Genomic DNA, 13,887 nt, shown 5'->3' with positions numbered 1-13,887 from the left:
CAATCGCGATGGACGAAGGTTTACGCTTCGCAATCCGTGAAGGTGGCCGTACTGTAGGTGCGGGTGTTGTTGCTAAAATCCTTGACTAATATTTAGTTATTGATTGAAAAAAGGTCACTTAGGTGGCCTTTTTTATTGCCTTAGATTTAATAACAACAATGTGATTGTTAATAGGTAATTGTTTTCAATTACTAAATATTAGATATTATTAATACCATACTCAACCTTACTTTATGGGGTAACCATTGCCTAGTTTACAACGTCAGTTAGTTACTCTTGAAATGCTCGTTGAAGAGTTGGCAGATGAGCTTGGGTTGCTTCTGGCCCAAGTTAAGCCTGAAATTTCACTACATTACTTAGCCCTATTAAAACAATACCTAAAGAGTTGTAAGCTATTAGCTTATGAAGCTGATACTCATACTGAGCAGGGTTTTAGTGAGATAATTATTAATCAAGGAATATGTACGCATTTAGTAAGTAAGAAGATGTTGTTCGTTCAAAATAAGTTAATTACTTATGCCATTGAATATTATGATGCCACGTCTAAATTAAACGATATTAGAGATATAGACTTTTCTGAACAGGCAGATATTAGGTTTGACCTGTTAAATGTCAAAGCGATAAAACTTAAAGCGCAATTTCGAACGGTGGCCACTGCCATGAGTAAACCAGACTATTGCATGTTACAAAAAGGAGCGTGTTTACCAGATTTTGATTGGGGGTGGGATAACCTGTAAATCTTACTTTTACTAATTGCAGCTCTTTATGCCGTCCTTGGCAATAAGAGTTTATTAGATTTACCCAGTGTTTCTCATACCTACTGCAATACCTGCAATAGTCACCATCATGGCACGCTCTAACGTAGCGTCGTGCTCGTCATCACTTAGTAACCTAATACGCTTCAACAATTCAATCTGAAGGTAATGTAACGGCTGAAGGTAGCCAGCCCGAATATTCATAGAAACTGTTCCTTTTGGATCGCTTTCCATTACTGCTTTCTGATCTAGCAACTCTAGCAATAAATCTATGCTGAGTTGTAACTCAGAGCGTAATGCGTCTCCAAAGTGTCTAAGTTTTTCTGGGACTAAATTATCATCATACTCTTTGCTGATATTTGGGGCAGCTTTGGCAAATACCATATCTAACATAGATAATCTTGAGTAGAAAAACGGCCAGTTATCTAGCATGTCTTTTATGGTATCTCCTTTACCTGCGTCTAATGAAGTTTGCACTGCTTTCATGGTTCCTAACCAAGAGGGTAAAACCATACGGGTTTGTGCCCATGCAAATATCCACGGGATGGCACGGAGACTTTCAATACCTCCTGTTGGCTTACGTTTGGCTGGGCGACTTCCTAAGGGTAATTTACCTAGTTCTTGCTCAGGTGTCGCAACGCGGAAGTAAGGTACAAAATTTTCATCGTGTCTGACTATTTGACGGTAGTTGTCACGGCCATCAGCGGCCATTTTTGTAATGGCTTCTCGCCATTCTTGTTCTGGCGCTGGAGGTGGAAGAATTAGCGCTTCCAGTATTGCGCTAGCGTATAGGGCTAAGCTACGCTGCGCTAAAATAGGCATACCAAATTTATAACGAATTGTTTCGCCCTGCTCAGTAACTCTAAAGCCGCCTGTCAGTGAACCTGGGGGTTGTGAAAGTATTGCGGCATGTGCGGGTAATCCGCCTCGACCAATGGTGCCTCCACGGCCGTGGAACAAGGTTAGCTCGATATCATTTTCTTCAGCTAAGGCAACAAGTGCTTCTTGTGATTCATATTGGGCCCAACCAGCAGCCATTGCACCGGCATCTTTAGCAGAATCAGAATACCCAATCATAATGTGTTGCTTACCCTGAATGTATCCACGATACCAATCAATAGAGAACAGTTTTTTCGTTACGCTAGCTGCAGCATTTAGATCGTCTAGGGTTTCAAATAAAGGAGCGACCGGCATTGCCCAAGTTACACCTAACTCTTTGAGTAACAAATTTACGCTAAGCACATCAGAAGGAAGGCTAGCCATAGAAATAATATAAATGCCAAAACCATCTTTGCCATTCTGGGAAATGACTTTACAAGTGTCTATAACCTCTTGCACATCTTCGCTAGGTTGCCATGTTGATGGGAATAGTGGGCGTTTAGAGCCTAACTCCTTAAGTAAGAAAGCTTGCTTGTCTTCTTCACTCCACTGGCCATAGTCACCCAAACCTAAATAACGAGTAAGTTCAGAAAATACATCTGAGTGTCTTTCTGAGTCTTGACGAACATCTAGTTTAAGTAAATGCACGCCAAAACAATGCACTCTACGGATAGTGTCTTGCAAATGCCCTTGGGCAATAACTGTCATGCCACAAGCTTGTAGAGATTGATAACAAGCCATTAAAGGAGCAAGTAACTCTTCTTTATCACTAATCCAATCACTGGTATCTACGTTGTTACCTTTAAGCTTTTCAGTAATGCCCTCATGGGTGTTCAGAAGCTTGTCTAGCAGAGGTCTTAGTAATGCACGATAAGGTTCAAGTTCATCACCTACTCGAGATCTAAGGGCGTCATCACAGTCGCTCATTGATAATTCAACTTGTAAAAAGTCTATATCTTTAGCAAAGAGTTTTGCAGCGCGCTTGCGGGCTAAAAGTAGCACTTGCTCTGTTACTTTAGAAGTAACAAAAGGGTTGCCGTCTCTGTCACCACCCATCCATGACCCAAACTTTACAGGGGCCACGTCTAAGGGAATGGACAAATCAAATTTATCAACAAAGCGTTTATCTAATTCTCGAATAAAGTCTGGAACGGCTTCCCATAATGAATTTTCTATTACCGAAAACCCCCAACGAGCTTCATCAACGGGAGTAGGGCGAATAGTACGAATTTCTTCAGTATGCCAAGCTTGGCTAATTAATTCAGCTATGCGCGTTTCTATTTTATCTCTGTGGGTATCAGTGATTTCACTTTGATGGACTTTACTCAAGCACTTAGCAAGTTCGCTATGTTTGTGAATCAGTGTTCTACGTGTCACTTCAGTGGGGTGAGCAGTCAAAACTAATTCAATATTTAAATGATCAAGTGCTTTTTCAAATGTGTCTGCTTGGATACCCGCTTCATCTAAATGATTAAATAGAGTATCAATGGGGTCGTTTGAGTCGTTGTTGCTGTTAAATTCTTGTTCTGCAATATTCGCTAGATTGAGGAATTGTGAGAAGGCTCGACCAACAGTGAGAAGTTCATCATTTTTTAATTCAGTAAAAAGTTGTTTTACTCGTTTAGCTGCGTCTTCGTCGCCTTGGTGAGCTTTTCGCCCATCTTTTCGCACTGCTTCAATTCTGTCTAACCAATGCTCGCCAAGCTGTTCACGAATAGTGTCGCCCAACACAGCCCCTAGGTTTCGGACTGTTCCTGTTAATTGAGAATCTAAAACTTGTGACACACTCGTCTCCTTTACTGATTAAAAACCAAATTATACGATACTGATATGTAAACTATTTGTCTAAGCAATTACGCTCTAAAATATACTTTTTAGTGACGTTTACCGATATACTCCCCTTTTTTAAAGTTAAGTGCCATTCTCTCAATTCAAGATGACTGAGGGGGGCGAGATAGGAGTTAAAGTGTCAGATAAATTTTCTACAGTAGAAACACAGGCGAGTTACGGAATTGGTTTACAAATGGGCGAGCAGTTAGCTGCAAATCCTTTTGAAGGTTTAGATATCTCAGCTGTTCAAGCTGGTTTAGCCGATGCTTTTGAGAAAAAAGCCGCGCAAGTTGATAATGACACTTTACGTGTTGCTTTTAATGAAATTCATGAGCGTATGCAAGCTGCTAAAGCAGAGCAATTTGCTGGAGTCATTGCTGAAGGTGAAGCATACCTAGCTGAAAACGCTAAACGTGACGAAGTGACTGTGACAGACAGTGGCCTTCAATACGAAGTGATCACTCAAGGCGAAGGCGATGTACCTGCATTAACTTCAACAGTACGAACTCATTATCACGGTACACTTTTAGACGGTACGGTTTTCGATAGCTCTTACGACCGTGGTCAGCCTGCTGAATTCCCAGTAAATGGTGTGATTAAAGGTTGGACTGAAGCACTTCAGTTCATGAAAGTGGGTACTAAATTGAAATTACATGTACCTGCTGAGCTAGCCTATGGCGAGCAGGGTGCCGGTGGAGCAATCGGTCCACACAGTACTTTAGTTTTCGATGTTGAGTTGTTAGATATAGTTGCATAGTGCTAATCATTTAAAATTGGTTTAAAAAAGGTCGGTTATCCGGCCTTTTTTTATGCTTTTTATTTGTTATTTAACAATCTGTTAAAAGAACTTTTTTATAAATTCTGGTAATCTGCGCGTCTTTAATTTTATAACCCTGATAACGGAAAGTAAGATGTTTAATTTGATTACCAGTAAAGACGGTACTGTGAAAAATGACGTATTGTCAGGGATCACAGTTGCCTTAGCGTTGGTACCAGAGGCGGTTGCCTTTGCTTTTGTCGCTGGTGTTGAGCCCATGGTAGGTTTATATGCGGCGTTTATGATGGGGTTAATTACCTCTATCGCTGGCGGTAGGCCGGGTATGATTTCCGGTGCCACAGGTGCTACGGCCGTTGTTATGGTGGCATTAGTGGCACAACATGGTATTCAATATTTGTTTGCCGCTGTTTTGCTGGCAGGCTTATTACAAATAGTTGCTGGTATCTTTAAGTTAGGGAAGTTTATCCGCTTAGTTCCTTACCCAGTAATGTTAGGGTTTGTAAACGGACTCGCCATTGTTATCTTCCTTGCTCAGTTAGGGCAATTTAAAATTTTCGACTCGCTTGGCAACCTAGTATGGATGCAAGGCGAGATGCTATACATCATGCTTGGTTTGGTTTTATTAACGATGGCAATTATTTTCTTTTTGCCAAAATTAACCACTGCGGTACCCGCTTCTCTTGTGGCCATTGTGGGCGTGACGGTATTAGTACAAGTGTTAGATTTAGAAGCCAGAACCGTAATCGACTTTGTGCGTGACATGTTGCCAGAAGACCAAAAAGCTGCAGCAACATTAGCCGGCGAATTACCGAGTTTTGCTATTCCTATGGTGCCATTCACCTTTGAAACCTTATATATCATTTTGCCAACAGCGGTGATCATTGCCCTAATCGGCTTAATTGAATCTTTGCTGACACTATCTTTGATTGACGAAATGACAGATACCCGTGGTCAAGGTAACAGAGAATGTATGGGCCAAGGCTTAGCCAATACAGTAAATGGATTTTTTGGAGGAATGGGCGGTTGTGCCATGATTGGCCAAAGCATGATTAACATTAACTCAGGTGGTCGTGGTCGCCTATCAGGTATTACTGCAGCTCTTGTATTACTTGGCTTTATCTTATTTGCAGCCCCATTGATTGAAATGATCCCATTAGCGGCCTTAGTTGGCGTGATGTTTATCGTAGTGATAGGAACATTTGAGTGGGCTTCATTTAAAATTATCCGGGGTGTTAACAAAGAAGATGCTTTTGTACTGTTTCTAGTGACGGCGGTAACTGTTATTGCTGATTTAGCCATAGCGGTCATTGTAGGTGTAATTGTGTCAGCCTTAGTGTTTGCTTGGAAACACGCGACTCATATTAATGCTCGTACCCATAATGATGAAGATGGTTGGAAGGTTTACGAACTAGACGGGCCACTATTTTTTGGTTCTGTTTTACATTTTAAAGAGTTGTTCGACCCTCAAAATGACCCTCAAGATGTGGTGATTGATTTCAAAGAATCACGAGTGTGGGATTCTTCGGGAGTAGATGCCATTGATAGCTTAGCTGGTAAGTATCAGGAGGTAGGTAAAAAGCTTCACATTAGACATATCAGCCCAGAGTGCCGTCAGTTGATGACCAAAGCTCAGAAATATGTAGAGATGAACTTAAATGAAGACCCTCGCTATCATGTTGCGTCTAATAAGTTAGGTTAAATATTTACGTAAAAAGCCCAGGTCATCCTGGGCTTTTTATTTACCAAAGTTAAATTGACCTATTATTTACAGAGATTATGTATCAAACTTCATAGACAGGTAAATAAAGGATGAATGTGTGTACGACTGCAACGTATTAATCATAGATGACGACACTGTCACGTTAGAATTAATTAACGTTATTTTAGAAGAGCTGATATCAGGTAAAATTATTAGTTATTCGAATAGTAGAGAAGCATTGTCTTTCATTAACAGTGACAACATAGATAATATATCGCTAGTTATATGTGATTGGTTAATGCCCGAAGTCAGTGGTTTAGATATTTTGTCTGGATTACGAGAAAAGAGTCCCCAGTGCCCCTTTCTAATGTTAACTGCAAATGCCACCAAAGATTTAGTGGTTGACTCTATGCGACTAGGTGCATCAGACTTTGTTGCCAAACCCTTCCACAGCTATGACTTTATTACAAAAGTTGAACGCCTAATCCGCGATGCAGAAGCTTAAATAGCGAGTGTTTAGAAACCTGTATCAGCGAAATTATTAACATTTTAAGTGAACATATCCATGCACCAATTTGATAAAATTATTGATAGATCTCCTAGTTACGCCTACAAGTGGGAAAAGTACAAAGGCCGAGATATATTACCTATGTGGATCGCAGACACTGAATTCAGATGCGCCCCAGCTATTCTTAACACATTAAAAGAGCGCACAGAGCACGGTTTGATGGGGTACACCCTACCTGCCCATCATGCTCCTGCAAACGAGGCTGTCGTTAAGTGGATGGCTCAGCAGTATGATTGGAATATTTCTGCTGACTGGATTGTTTGGACTCCAGGCGTTGTACCTGCTTTTAATGTTGTCTGTAAGGCTTTTTGTGAGCCTGGTGACAAGGTTATGGTACAAACCCCCAATTATCCGCCATTAATAGCCGCCCCTAAGCTTCATGGCTTAGAAAGAGTCGACATTGGTACCGTTGCCATAGATGACCGCTGGACTATTGATTTTGAAGACCTTGAAAAACAAGCTGCTGATCCTAAATGTAAACTGTTTATCGTGTGCAACCCCATGAATCCGGTTGGTACGGTTCTATCAGCAGCAGAGTTACAACGTATTAGTGACATTTGTGTTCAAAACAATGTCATGCTTTGTTCTGATGAAATTCATTGCGATATTATTCTAGATGAACATGCCAAGCATATCCCAGCAGGAAAGCTAGAAGCCTTTAAAGGCAAAGCGATTACCTTAATGGCCGCCAGTAAAACCTTTAATGTTGCGGGGCTAGGGACGTCATTTGCTATTATTGAAGATGCCAAAACACGAAAAAGCTTTAATCAAGCTGCACAGGGGTTAGTGCCTTGGGTCAATGTGATGGGCCTTAGCGCGACTCAGGCTGCCTTTACAGAATGTGAAGATTGGCGACAAGACTTACTCACGTATTTACGTGGTAACAGAGATTATCTAGCCGCTGAAATTGCCAAAATAGATGGACTTAAATTACTCACTCCTCAAGCTACGTTTTTAGCTTGGATAGATGCTAGTGGACTAGGAGTAGATAACCCTCAAAAGTACTTTGAAGATAAAGGTATTGGCCCGTCACCGGGTATTGATTTTGGTGATAAGAATTTTGTGCGCATTAACTTTGGTTGCCCTCGAGAGCAACTAGAAAAAGCTATTGAACTGTTAACTCGTTAAGGTTTACATAGATATAAAAAAGGCTTAACCCTAAGGTTAAGCCTTTTTTGTTTAAGCTCTAATCGGGCACACTAAAAGTTGTATTTAGCACCCACAACAAATGAACGACCTGGTAAAGGGGCGACATCTTTAATAAATGAACTGTGAACCTTACCCAACTCATCAGTTAAATTATTACCTTTAACGTAAAGCGTTAAATCATTGTCACCCAAAGGTAAGTAATAATTAAACGAGGCAGAAACTATGGTGTAGCCATCTGTTTCCGTTTCAAAGTCGGCGATTTTATCTTGTTTAGCATAATGAGTCGCGCCAAACTCTGCATGCCAATTATCTTGTTCCCAATGTAATTCGGCACCCACTCTCATCGGCGGGATCCTAGGTAAGTTATCGTTACCGTCATCACTATCGGTTAATTTGGCACGGGTGAAGTCTGTGAAACCACTTAAACGTAAGTTTTCACTAAAGTGCCAATCAACATCTGCTTCAAATCCGTAAATTACTGCATCTTGTTGATTGAACGCATAAACCGCTGTGCCTTCTTCCTCATCGTGCTCTTCTTCATCATGGTCTTCTTCTTCATGATCGTGGAATTCCAATCCAGTGTTTTGTTGAAACAAGTAGTTATCCACTTGGTTATAGAACACACTGAAGTTGGCTTGTAAGTTGTCACCTTGAACTCTGTAGGTAATATCTAGGTTGTTAGAGATTTCTTTATCAACCGCTTCACTAGATTGCACAACAGTAAACTCAACATCATCAGGATCGCTATCGTCAATAACCAAATCATAGCCAGCGCCCACTTCAAAGGTAGAGGTACTGATATGTAAGCCGTTTGAGAATATCTCAGCCGATGAAGGAGCGCGTTCAGAAAATGCATAGTTCACAGCAAGAGACTGATTGTCACTTACACTGTAAACAAACCCTGCTGATGCACTGCTAGCGGTATAGGTTAGCTCTTTAAAATTGGCATCTACATCACTTGTGATGAAAAAGTCGTTATCAGGTTTATGAGAAACTCTTTCAACCCTACCACCTAGCTGCCATAAAAAATCACCGACTGTTTTTTCTTCAAGAATAAACAAAGCAGTATGAGTTGAATCGGTTGAAGGAGTAAAAGCTTCTTCGCCCTCTGCTGAAAACTCAGAATCAGTATAGTGAAGACCCACAACGCCTTCCCAACCACTTGTCACTTTATGTTTAGCCCAAAGTCGTGACTCAAAGGTGTCATTTTTAAAGGTTGTCCCTACTTCACCTTCTTCGATTTCACTATGTTGGTAATCTGTGTAGGTATTGTGCCAATGAAGTTCGTTGAAGAATCCAGAAAGGTTTTTCCAATCAACTACAGATTGGAAACGGTCTTGTTTCATACGAGCAAAGACTTCTTCCTCTTCCTCATGTTCTTCTTCATCGTGATCTTCATCTTCGTCATGATCATCGTCATCATGGTCTTCGTCTTCTTCATCCTCATGTTCGTGATCGTCATGAGAGTGTCCAGGAATACCATAATCAGTTTCTAATCTGCCATAGGCCAATGACACAGTAACGTCGTCACCAATCCAGCCAGCACCAAAGGTGTAACCTTCTGAATCGATATCTGAGTTATCAATGGTGTCGACTATGTCACCATCTTCAAGGGCAAACTCAGGAACATCATAATCATCGGTCTTGCGCTTAAACGCATCTATATGCCAAGCAAAGTTTCCTGAACCACCGTTGATATCCGTAGAGGCTGTGCGCTCATTTGAAACTGAGTCGTATAATGCACTTACACGTCCAGATGTTTCATCTTGACGAGTTTTAGGTAGGCGATTGTCAACAACGTTAACGACACCACCAATTGCCCCACTACCAAATAATAATGTAGATGGACCGCGGAGCACTTCGATTTGTGTGGCCGTACTCGCTTCATTCGTTGTGACGTGATCTGGGCCTACTCGTGAGGCATCTGAGCTATCCATTCCATTTTGAACAACTTTAACCCTAGGGCCATCTAAGCCTCGAATTATAGGGCTACTAGACACTGGTCCAAAGTAAGTGCTGTTTACACCCGGCACTGATTTTAGGGTTTCGCCTAAGGTGGCGGCTTGGTTTTTTTCTAATTCATCGCCACTCAAAATGGTAACAGGGGTAGTCGACTGAAGAACTGAGCGTTCTAAAGGGCTAGCTGTAATTATTAGAGTTTCGATATCATTTTCGTCTTTTTGAATGACTTTATCTGCAGCTATTGCTGTATTTCCGAGCAGGGCGGCCATAACAAAAGTGCAAGTAGTGGATAGTTTGTGCGACATGGGCAACCAATCTCGTTGTTTAGGTGATGTTATACTATAACTTGAAATTTTTGATGCAAGGAGTTTTTAAGGTGCACAGTCGTAGATTTACCGTTGCACTCACGGCATGCTTCTGGTCTATTGTGGGTATGACTATTTGAGAAATAACTGTGTATGTTCAAAAATGAATCAGGTGTAGAAACCAAGCTCAGGGCGCTATGTGCATCGCCAGAGTTGAGTGATGTGGTTCACCCCTTTGAGTTTATTCAAGGGAGCGTGTTCGCTGCCGCTGCGGCACCAGAGATCCCCATGCCAGAAATTTGGTTACCTTGGGTTATCAAAAAAAGTAATCAACTGAGCAGTACACAGCAGGCGGATGAATTAACCGATTTATTGATGGCGTTACTACAAAATCAATTAAAAGATATGAGTGATGAAATTATTCAATTGCCCGCAGGTATTGGGGTTAGGCGTAGTTCAGAACAAAAAAGTTTAGCACTGTGGTGCCAAGGAATGTTGTTAGGCCATAGCCAGCTTGAAGCGGTGTGGCAGCATGCATGGGATAAAATGCAAGTGACTAAAAAAGAAGAAATGCAGAAGCTACAAAAAGACTTGAGTCATTGTTTGTATATGTTTACCACTTTTGCAGATATGCCTTTGGCAGTTGCTCAAGCTAAGCAGCGGGGTAATGATTCTCTTGAAGATATGCTACCTAAAATCTTTCAATCTTTTGGAGAGTCGATGAAAATTTATGTGGGATTGTCTGGGCGATTAGTGGACTTTTTACCTAATCAATTTGAAACCTTTGAACAACAATAATATTTGTAACAAAAATTGAATGTGAGATTTGTTGCAATCATCAAGCTTTAAAAGCTATACCGTCACCCTTATAAGGGGGTAGCCAGATGACGGTATGGCGTGTGTTCATTTTCTAGCTTGGTTTTTTAGTTCTAAATCAAACTCATAAGCTGACATGACTAGCCCCTCATCCTTTTCATCTGGAAACACCACAATAGCCACATCGTCGTCTTCTAACCCTTGGCTCCAGCGACTATGCCAGGTTTTTAAGTCTATAGCGTGAGGTTGACACGCTTCCCAGTCTCCGGTGGCCCATGCTTTTGCCGTAGCTTCGCTAGGCCATACAGGTGCGCAGTCTTCGTCTTCAGTGTTTAACATGACGCAGCCGTCTTCATCTGTCAGTATCCACACTTGGTTGGATGCAACACATTCTTTAACTAAGTAAGTTAGGCGTTGTTCTGGGGTAAAGTTAGTAAATTCACTTGGGGGATTAGACATAGTCATTCCAAAATATCGTGTTCTAAAACATGCAGACTAGAGCAAAGTGATGCGCTAGTCTCTAGTTGTTTTTAATTCTTTACCATAAATGGAATATTTGCATTACCTACGTTGTTATTTCCGTCGTATGCGTAGTTAAATAGCCTATACTCGCCCGCTTGTTGTGGTGCCTTAAATATCATTTCAACAGAGTCTGCGTATACGTCTGTCTTTACTATCTCTAAAACAAGTTCAGCTGGTTTGGCTTCAAAGTGACCACCTTGGCTACGGGCTTGTACTTCTTCCATTAACACCCATTCATGGGTTAGGGGATCGCTGTCAGGGTCTGATACCAGTACTTTCACGGTAGCGGTTTGACCGGGTTCTAAGTACACATTATTAACCGCTGGCGTGTCATTAATAGTCATGGCTTTCGATAATGGGGCGCGATTAGCAGGGTATTGCCCGGTCCACATTTTGGTAAGCTCATCAATACGGGCAGTATGCTCACCAGTTTCATTAAACATACCGTACCAAGTAGGAGTACGCTCTTGTTTTTGCCCCCAGAAAAATGCGAATGACCCAATTATTTTGCCCGTTTGGTCATCTAAAATAACCTCTTGCATACGCTTAGCCATGCCTGCTGCTTTCACGGCACTTGGCTCTTCGATTTCGCGGCCCCATGCTGTAGTGGGTAACTCCCAGTGCCCCATCGGACCAAACTCAGTCACCATGTAAGGTTTATCCACACCACTTTGTGCAATGCTCTTAGGTAATGTGATTAAGTCACCATAGGTTTGTACGGCAATAATATCGATATTGGGTGCGTACTTAACAACTTGTTTTATGTGCTTGGGGTTCGCACCAGCTAAACTAAAGGTTGCTGGGTGATTAGGGTCGTTTTTGTGGATATAGTCAATGATGTCGCCCATGGCAGCGTAAACTTTTGGATTAACGTCTTTTAGTTTACCTTGGTCATCAAATAACAAATTGGGCTCATTGTTGATAACCCACATTAAAACATTGGGGTGGTGTTTATATTTCTCTATGGCAGCGGTCACTTCTTTAAATTGTTTGGCGACAGCTGCTTCGTCATTGTAATCAAATCCCAACAACTCTTTGCCAGTGCTGATACCAACAGCAATCATCAAATCTAGCTGCGCTGCAATCGCCAACTCTTCATCAATGTGCTCCATTCCCCACGTTCTAAATGTGTTACCGCCAGCGGCTTTAAAAGCCTCTACTTTTTGTATGTTTTTAAATCCTAGGCCTACCCCTCTCACATCATATGGTGCATCATTTACAGATAGTGAGTATTTACCATCACTTTTAGTGATTGAAACCACAGAAGGTGTGTTTGTGTGCTTGGACTCTGCACACGCAACCAGTAATAATAACGGGGTCACTACTACTAGTAATCTTGATAAACTGGGTAATAGAAAAGTCGTAAATTGCATAGAAAGCCTTAACGTTAAAAATATGTTTTAAATTGTATGGCAGCTGTTAACAAATAAGTACTGAAAAGAGCCGTAATTCGGCCATGTGGATTATAAAGAGGATTAAACGGATGGGTAACATACACTTTTGGAATGGCAACAAATCGGTTGCCAGACAAAACTATGAAGTGGCCTTGTTAAAGGCTTGCTTGTCTGTCACCGATAACGAGCACACAGCAGCACAGGTTTGCATCGACAATACCGACTACCCCGATGCCGATGACGAAGGTCGTATTTTTGAGACTGGCGCAGATATCTTGGTTACCGTCGCAGGAAACAGTAAATTTGATGGCATCAACAAGCTAGTGATCCCCAGCCCACTCACAAAAGGTTTGTTGGGGTTTAGACTTTTGATAGTTAGAGACGCTTCATTATCGCAGTTTGCTAGCTTTACGACTCCAGAACAGTTACAGCAGCAGCGCATTGGTATACCTAATACCTGGGCCGATGTAGCGCTGTTTAGGCACAACAATTATACAGTCGTTGAGCGGGGGGCATTGGAAGATTTGTTCATGCGTCTTAAAAATAAAGAATGCGATTACGTAGCCTTAGGCGTAAACGAAATCGAAAGCATATATCAACAATTTGCTGAGCCACTTGAAGGCTTAAGTATAGAACCCTCTTTAATGCTGTATTATCCATTTCCGCTGGTGTTTTATGTCAACCCAGAACGGCCAGCGTTAGCCAAGCGCATACAACAGGGCTTAGATGTTTTACAGAAAACGGATGGGTTCTCGGCAATTTTTAATCAGTATCATGATAATCTGCTCGAAACATTCAATGTAAAAGATAGAACACTTTTTACGTTAACAAACCCACAGTTGCCGCAAAGCATGATTAACTTCCGTGCGAGCCTGCTTGATTAAGTAAGGCTTGCATAATAGTTAGTGCTCACTTGTTTTTTATTTCAATATATTCGGAGAATATCAGTGTCAAAAATTGAATTTTCACCTCAACAAAAACAACAAATTATCGCTAAGTTACAGAGGTATATGTCAACCGAATTAGATATAGAGCTTGGGCAATTTGATGCTGATTTCTTAATTGACTTTATTTCTAAAGAAATGGGTAGCCTTTACTATAATCAAGGACTATACGATGCTCAGGCAGTATTAGTAGAAAGAATGGATTCATTTACCGATGCTATTTATCAGTTAGAGAAATCGTAAATGTTACTCACAAACCTAGCCTTGATTGCGTTGTGGATAGTTA

General features: G+C 41.3%; 13 protein-coding genes. 9 read left to right on the top strand and 4 right to left on the bottom strand.

Annotation, left to right across the window (positions count from 1 at the left end; genetic code table 11):
• Positions 1-89: hypothetical protein (locus tag ABJE44_RS11115; RefSeq protein ID WP_348110577.1), on the top strand; the 89-nt coding region annotated here is incomplete at its 5' end.
• Positions 90-245: 156 nt separating this feature from the next.
• Entirely contained in the window at positions 246-737 is a 492-nt protein-coding gene (locus ABJE44_RS11110; protein ID WP_348111112.1) for a hypothetical protein, read from the top strand.
• Between the two features lie 60 nt (positions 738-797).
• Here ABJE44_RS11110 and ppc read toward each other — a convergent pair whose 3' ends face one another.
• Positions 798-3,419, bottom strand: a complete 2,622-nt coding sequence (gene ppc / locus ABJE44_RS11105; protein WP_348111111.1) for a phosphoenolpyruvate carboxylase — start codon at positions 3,417-3,419, stop codon at positions 798-800.
• 181 nt (positions 3,420-3,600) lie between these two features.
• On the opposite strand from ppc, the gene ABJE44_RS11100 reads away from it, so the two are divergent.
• The 4 genes from ABJE44_RS11100 to ABJE44_RS11085 all read left to right on the top strand — a co-directional run bounded on the left by ABJE44_RS11100 (position 3,601) and on the right by ABJE44_RS11085 (position 7,637).
• Positions 3,601-4,221, top strand: coding sequence for an FKBP-type peptidyl-prolyl cis-trans isomerase (locus ABJE44_RS11100; protein WP_133471382.1), 621 nt, complete (start codon positions 3,601-3,603; stop codon positions 4,219-4,221).
• A gap of 154 nt (positions 4,222-4,375) precedes the next feature.
• On the top strand, positions 4,376-5,941 hold the full coding sequence (locus ABJE44_RS11095; RefSeq protein ID WP_348111110.1) for a SulP family inorganic anion transporter: 1,566 nt from the start codon (positions 4,376-4,378) through the stop codon (positions 5,939-5,941).
• Between the two features lie 118 nt (positions 5,942-6,059).
• Entirely contained in the window at positions 6,060-6,446 is a 387-nt protein-coding gene (locus tag ABJE44_RS11090; RefSeq protein WP_348111109.1) for a response regulator, read from the top strand.
• A 60-nt stretch (positions 6,447-6,506) separates the two neighbouring features.
• Positions 6,507-7,637, top strand: coding sequence for a PatB family C-S lyase (locus ABJE44_RS11085; RefSeq protein WP_348111108.1), 1,131 nt, complete (start codon positions 6,507-6,509; stop codon positions 7,635-7,637).
• A 71-nt stretch (positions 7,638-7,708) separates the two neighbouring features.
• Here the strand turns inward: ABJE44_RS11085 and ABJE44_RS11080 are convergent, their stop codons facing one another.
• On the bottom strand, positions 7,709-9,925 hold the full coding sequence (locus tag ABJE44_RS11080; RefSeq protein ID WP_348111107.1) for a TonB-dependent receptor: 2,217 nt from the start codon (positions 9,923-9,925) through the stop codon (positions 7,709-7,711).
• 153 nt (positions 9,926-10,078) lie between these two features.
• Here ABJE44_RS11080 and ABJE44_RS11075 point away from each other — a divergent pair, with 153 nt between their 5' ends.
• Positions 10,079-10,723 carry a UPF0149 family protein gene (locus tag ABJE44_RS11075; protein ID WP_348111106.1) on the top strand — a complete coding sequence of 215 codons (645 nt, stop codon included), beginning with the start codon at positions 10,079-10,081 and terminating at the stop codon, positions 10,721-10,723.
• A 105-nt stretch (positions 10,724-10,828) separates the two neighbouring features.
• Here the strand turns inward: ABJE44_RS11075 and ABJE44_RS11070 are convergent, their stop codons facing one another.
• Positions 10,829-11,200: a DUF2750 domain-containing protein gene (locus tag ABJE44_RS11070; RefSeq protein WP_348111105.1), complete on the bottom strand. Its 372-nt coding sequence runs from the start codon at positions 11,198-11,200 to the stop codon at positions 10,829-10,831.
• 71 nt (positions 11,201-11,271) lie between these two features.
• Positions 11,272-12,636, bottom strand: coding sequence for a glycoside hydrolase family 2 TIM barrel-domain containing protein (locus tag ABJE44_RS11065; RefSeq protein WP_348111104.1), 1,365 nt, complete (start codon positions 12,634-12,636; stop codon positions 11,272-11,274).
• A gap of 110 nt (positions 12,637-12,746) precedes the next feature.
• Between ABJE44_RS11065 and ABJE44_RS11060 the strand changes: the two genes are divergently transcribed.
• Positions 12,747-13,541: a hypothetical protein gene (locus ABJE44_RS11060; protein WP_348111103.1), complete on the top strand. Its 795-nt coding sequence runs from the start codon at positions 12,747-12,749 to the stop codon at positions 13,539-13,541.
• Between the two features lie 63 nt (positions 13,542-13,604).
• Positions 13,605-13,844, top strand: coding sequence for a DUF2164 domain-containing protein (locus tag ABJE44_RS11055; RefSeq protein ID WP_348111102.1), 240 nt, complete (start codon positions 13,605-13,607; stop codon positions 13,842-13,844).
• Positions 13,845-13,887 lie beyond the last annotated feature (43 nt).

This window comes from Paraglaciecola sp., assembly GCF_039942875.1.
Lineage (GTDB): Bacteria > Pseudomonadota > Gammaproteobacteria > Enterobacterales > Alteromonadaceae > Paraglaciecola.
Note: the sequence above shows the minus strand (reverse complement) of the source record. Positions and strands in the feature narration are given on the sequence as shown.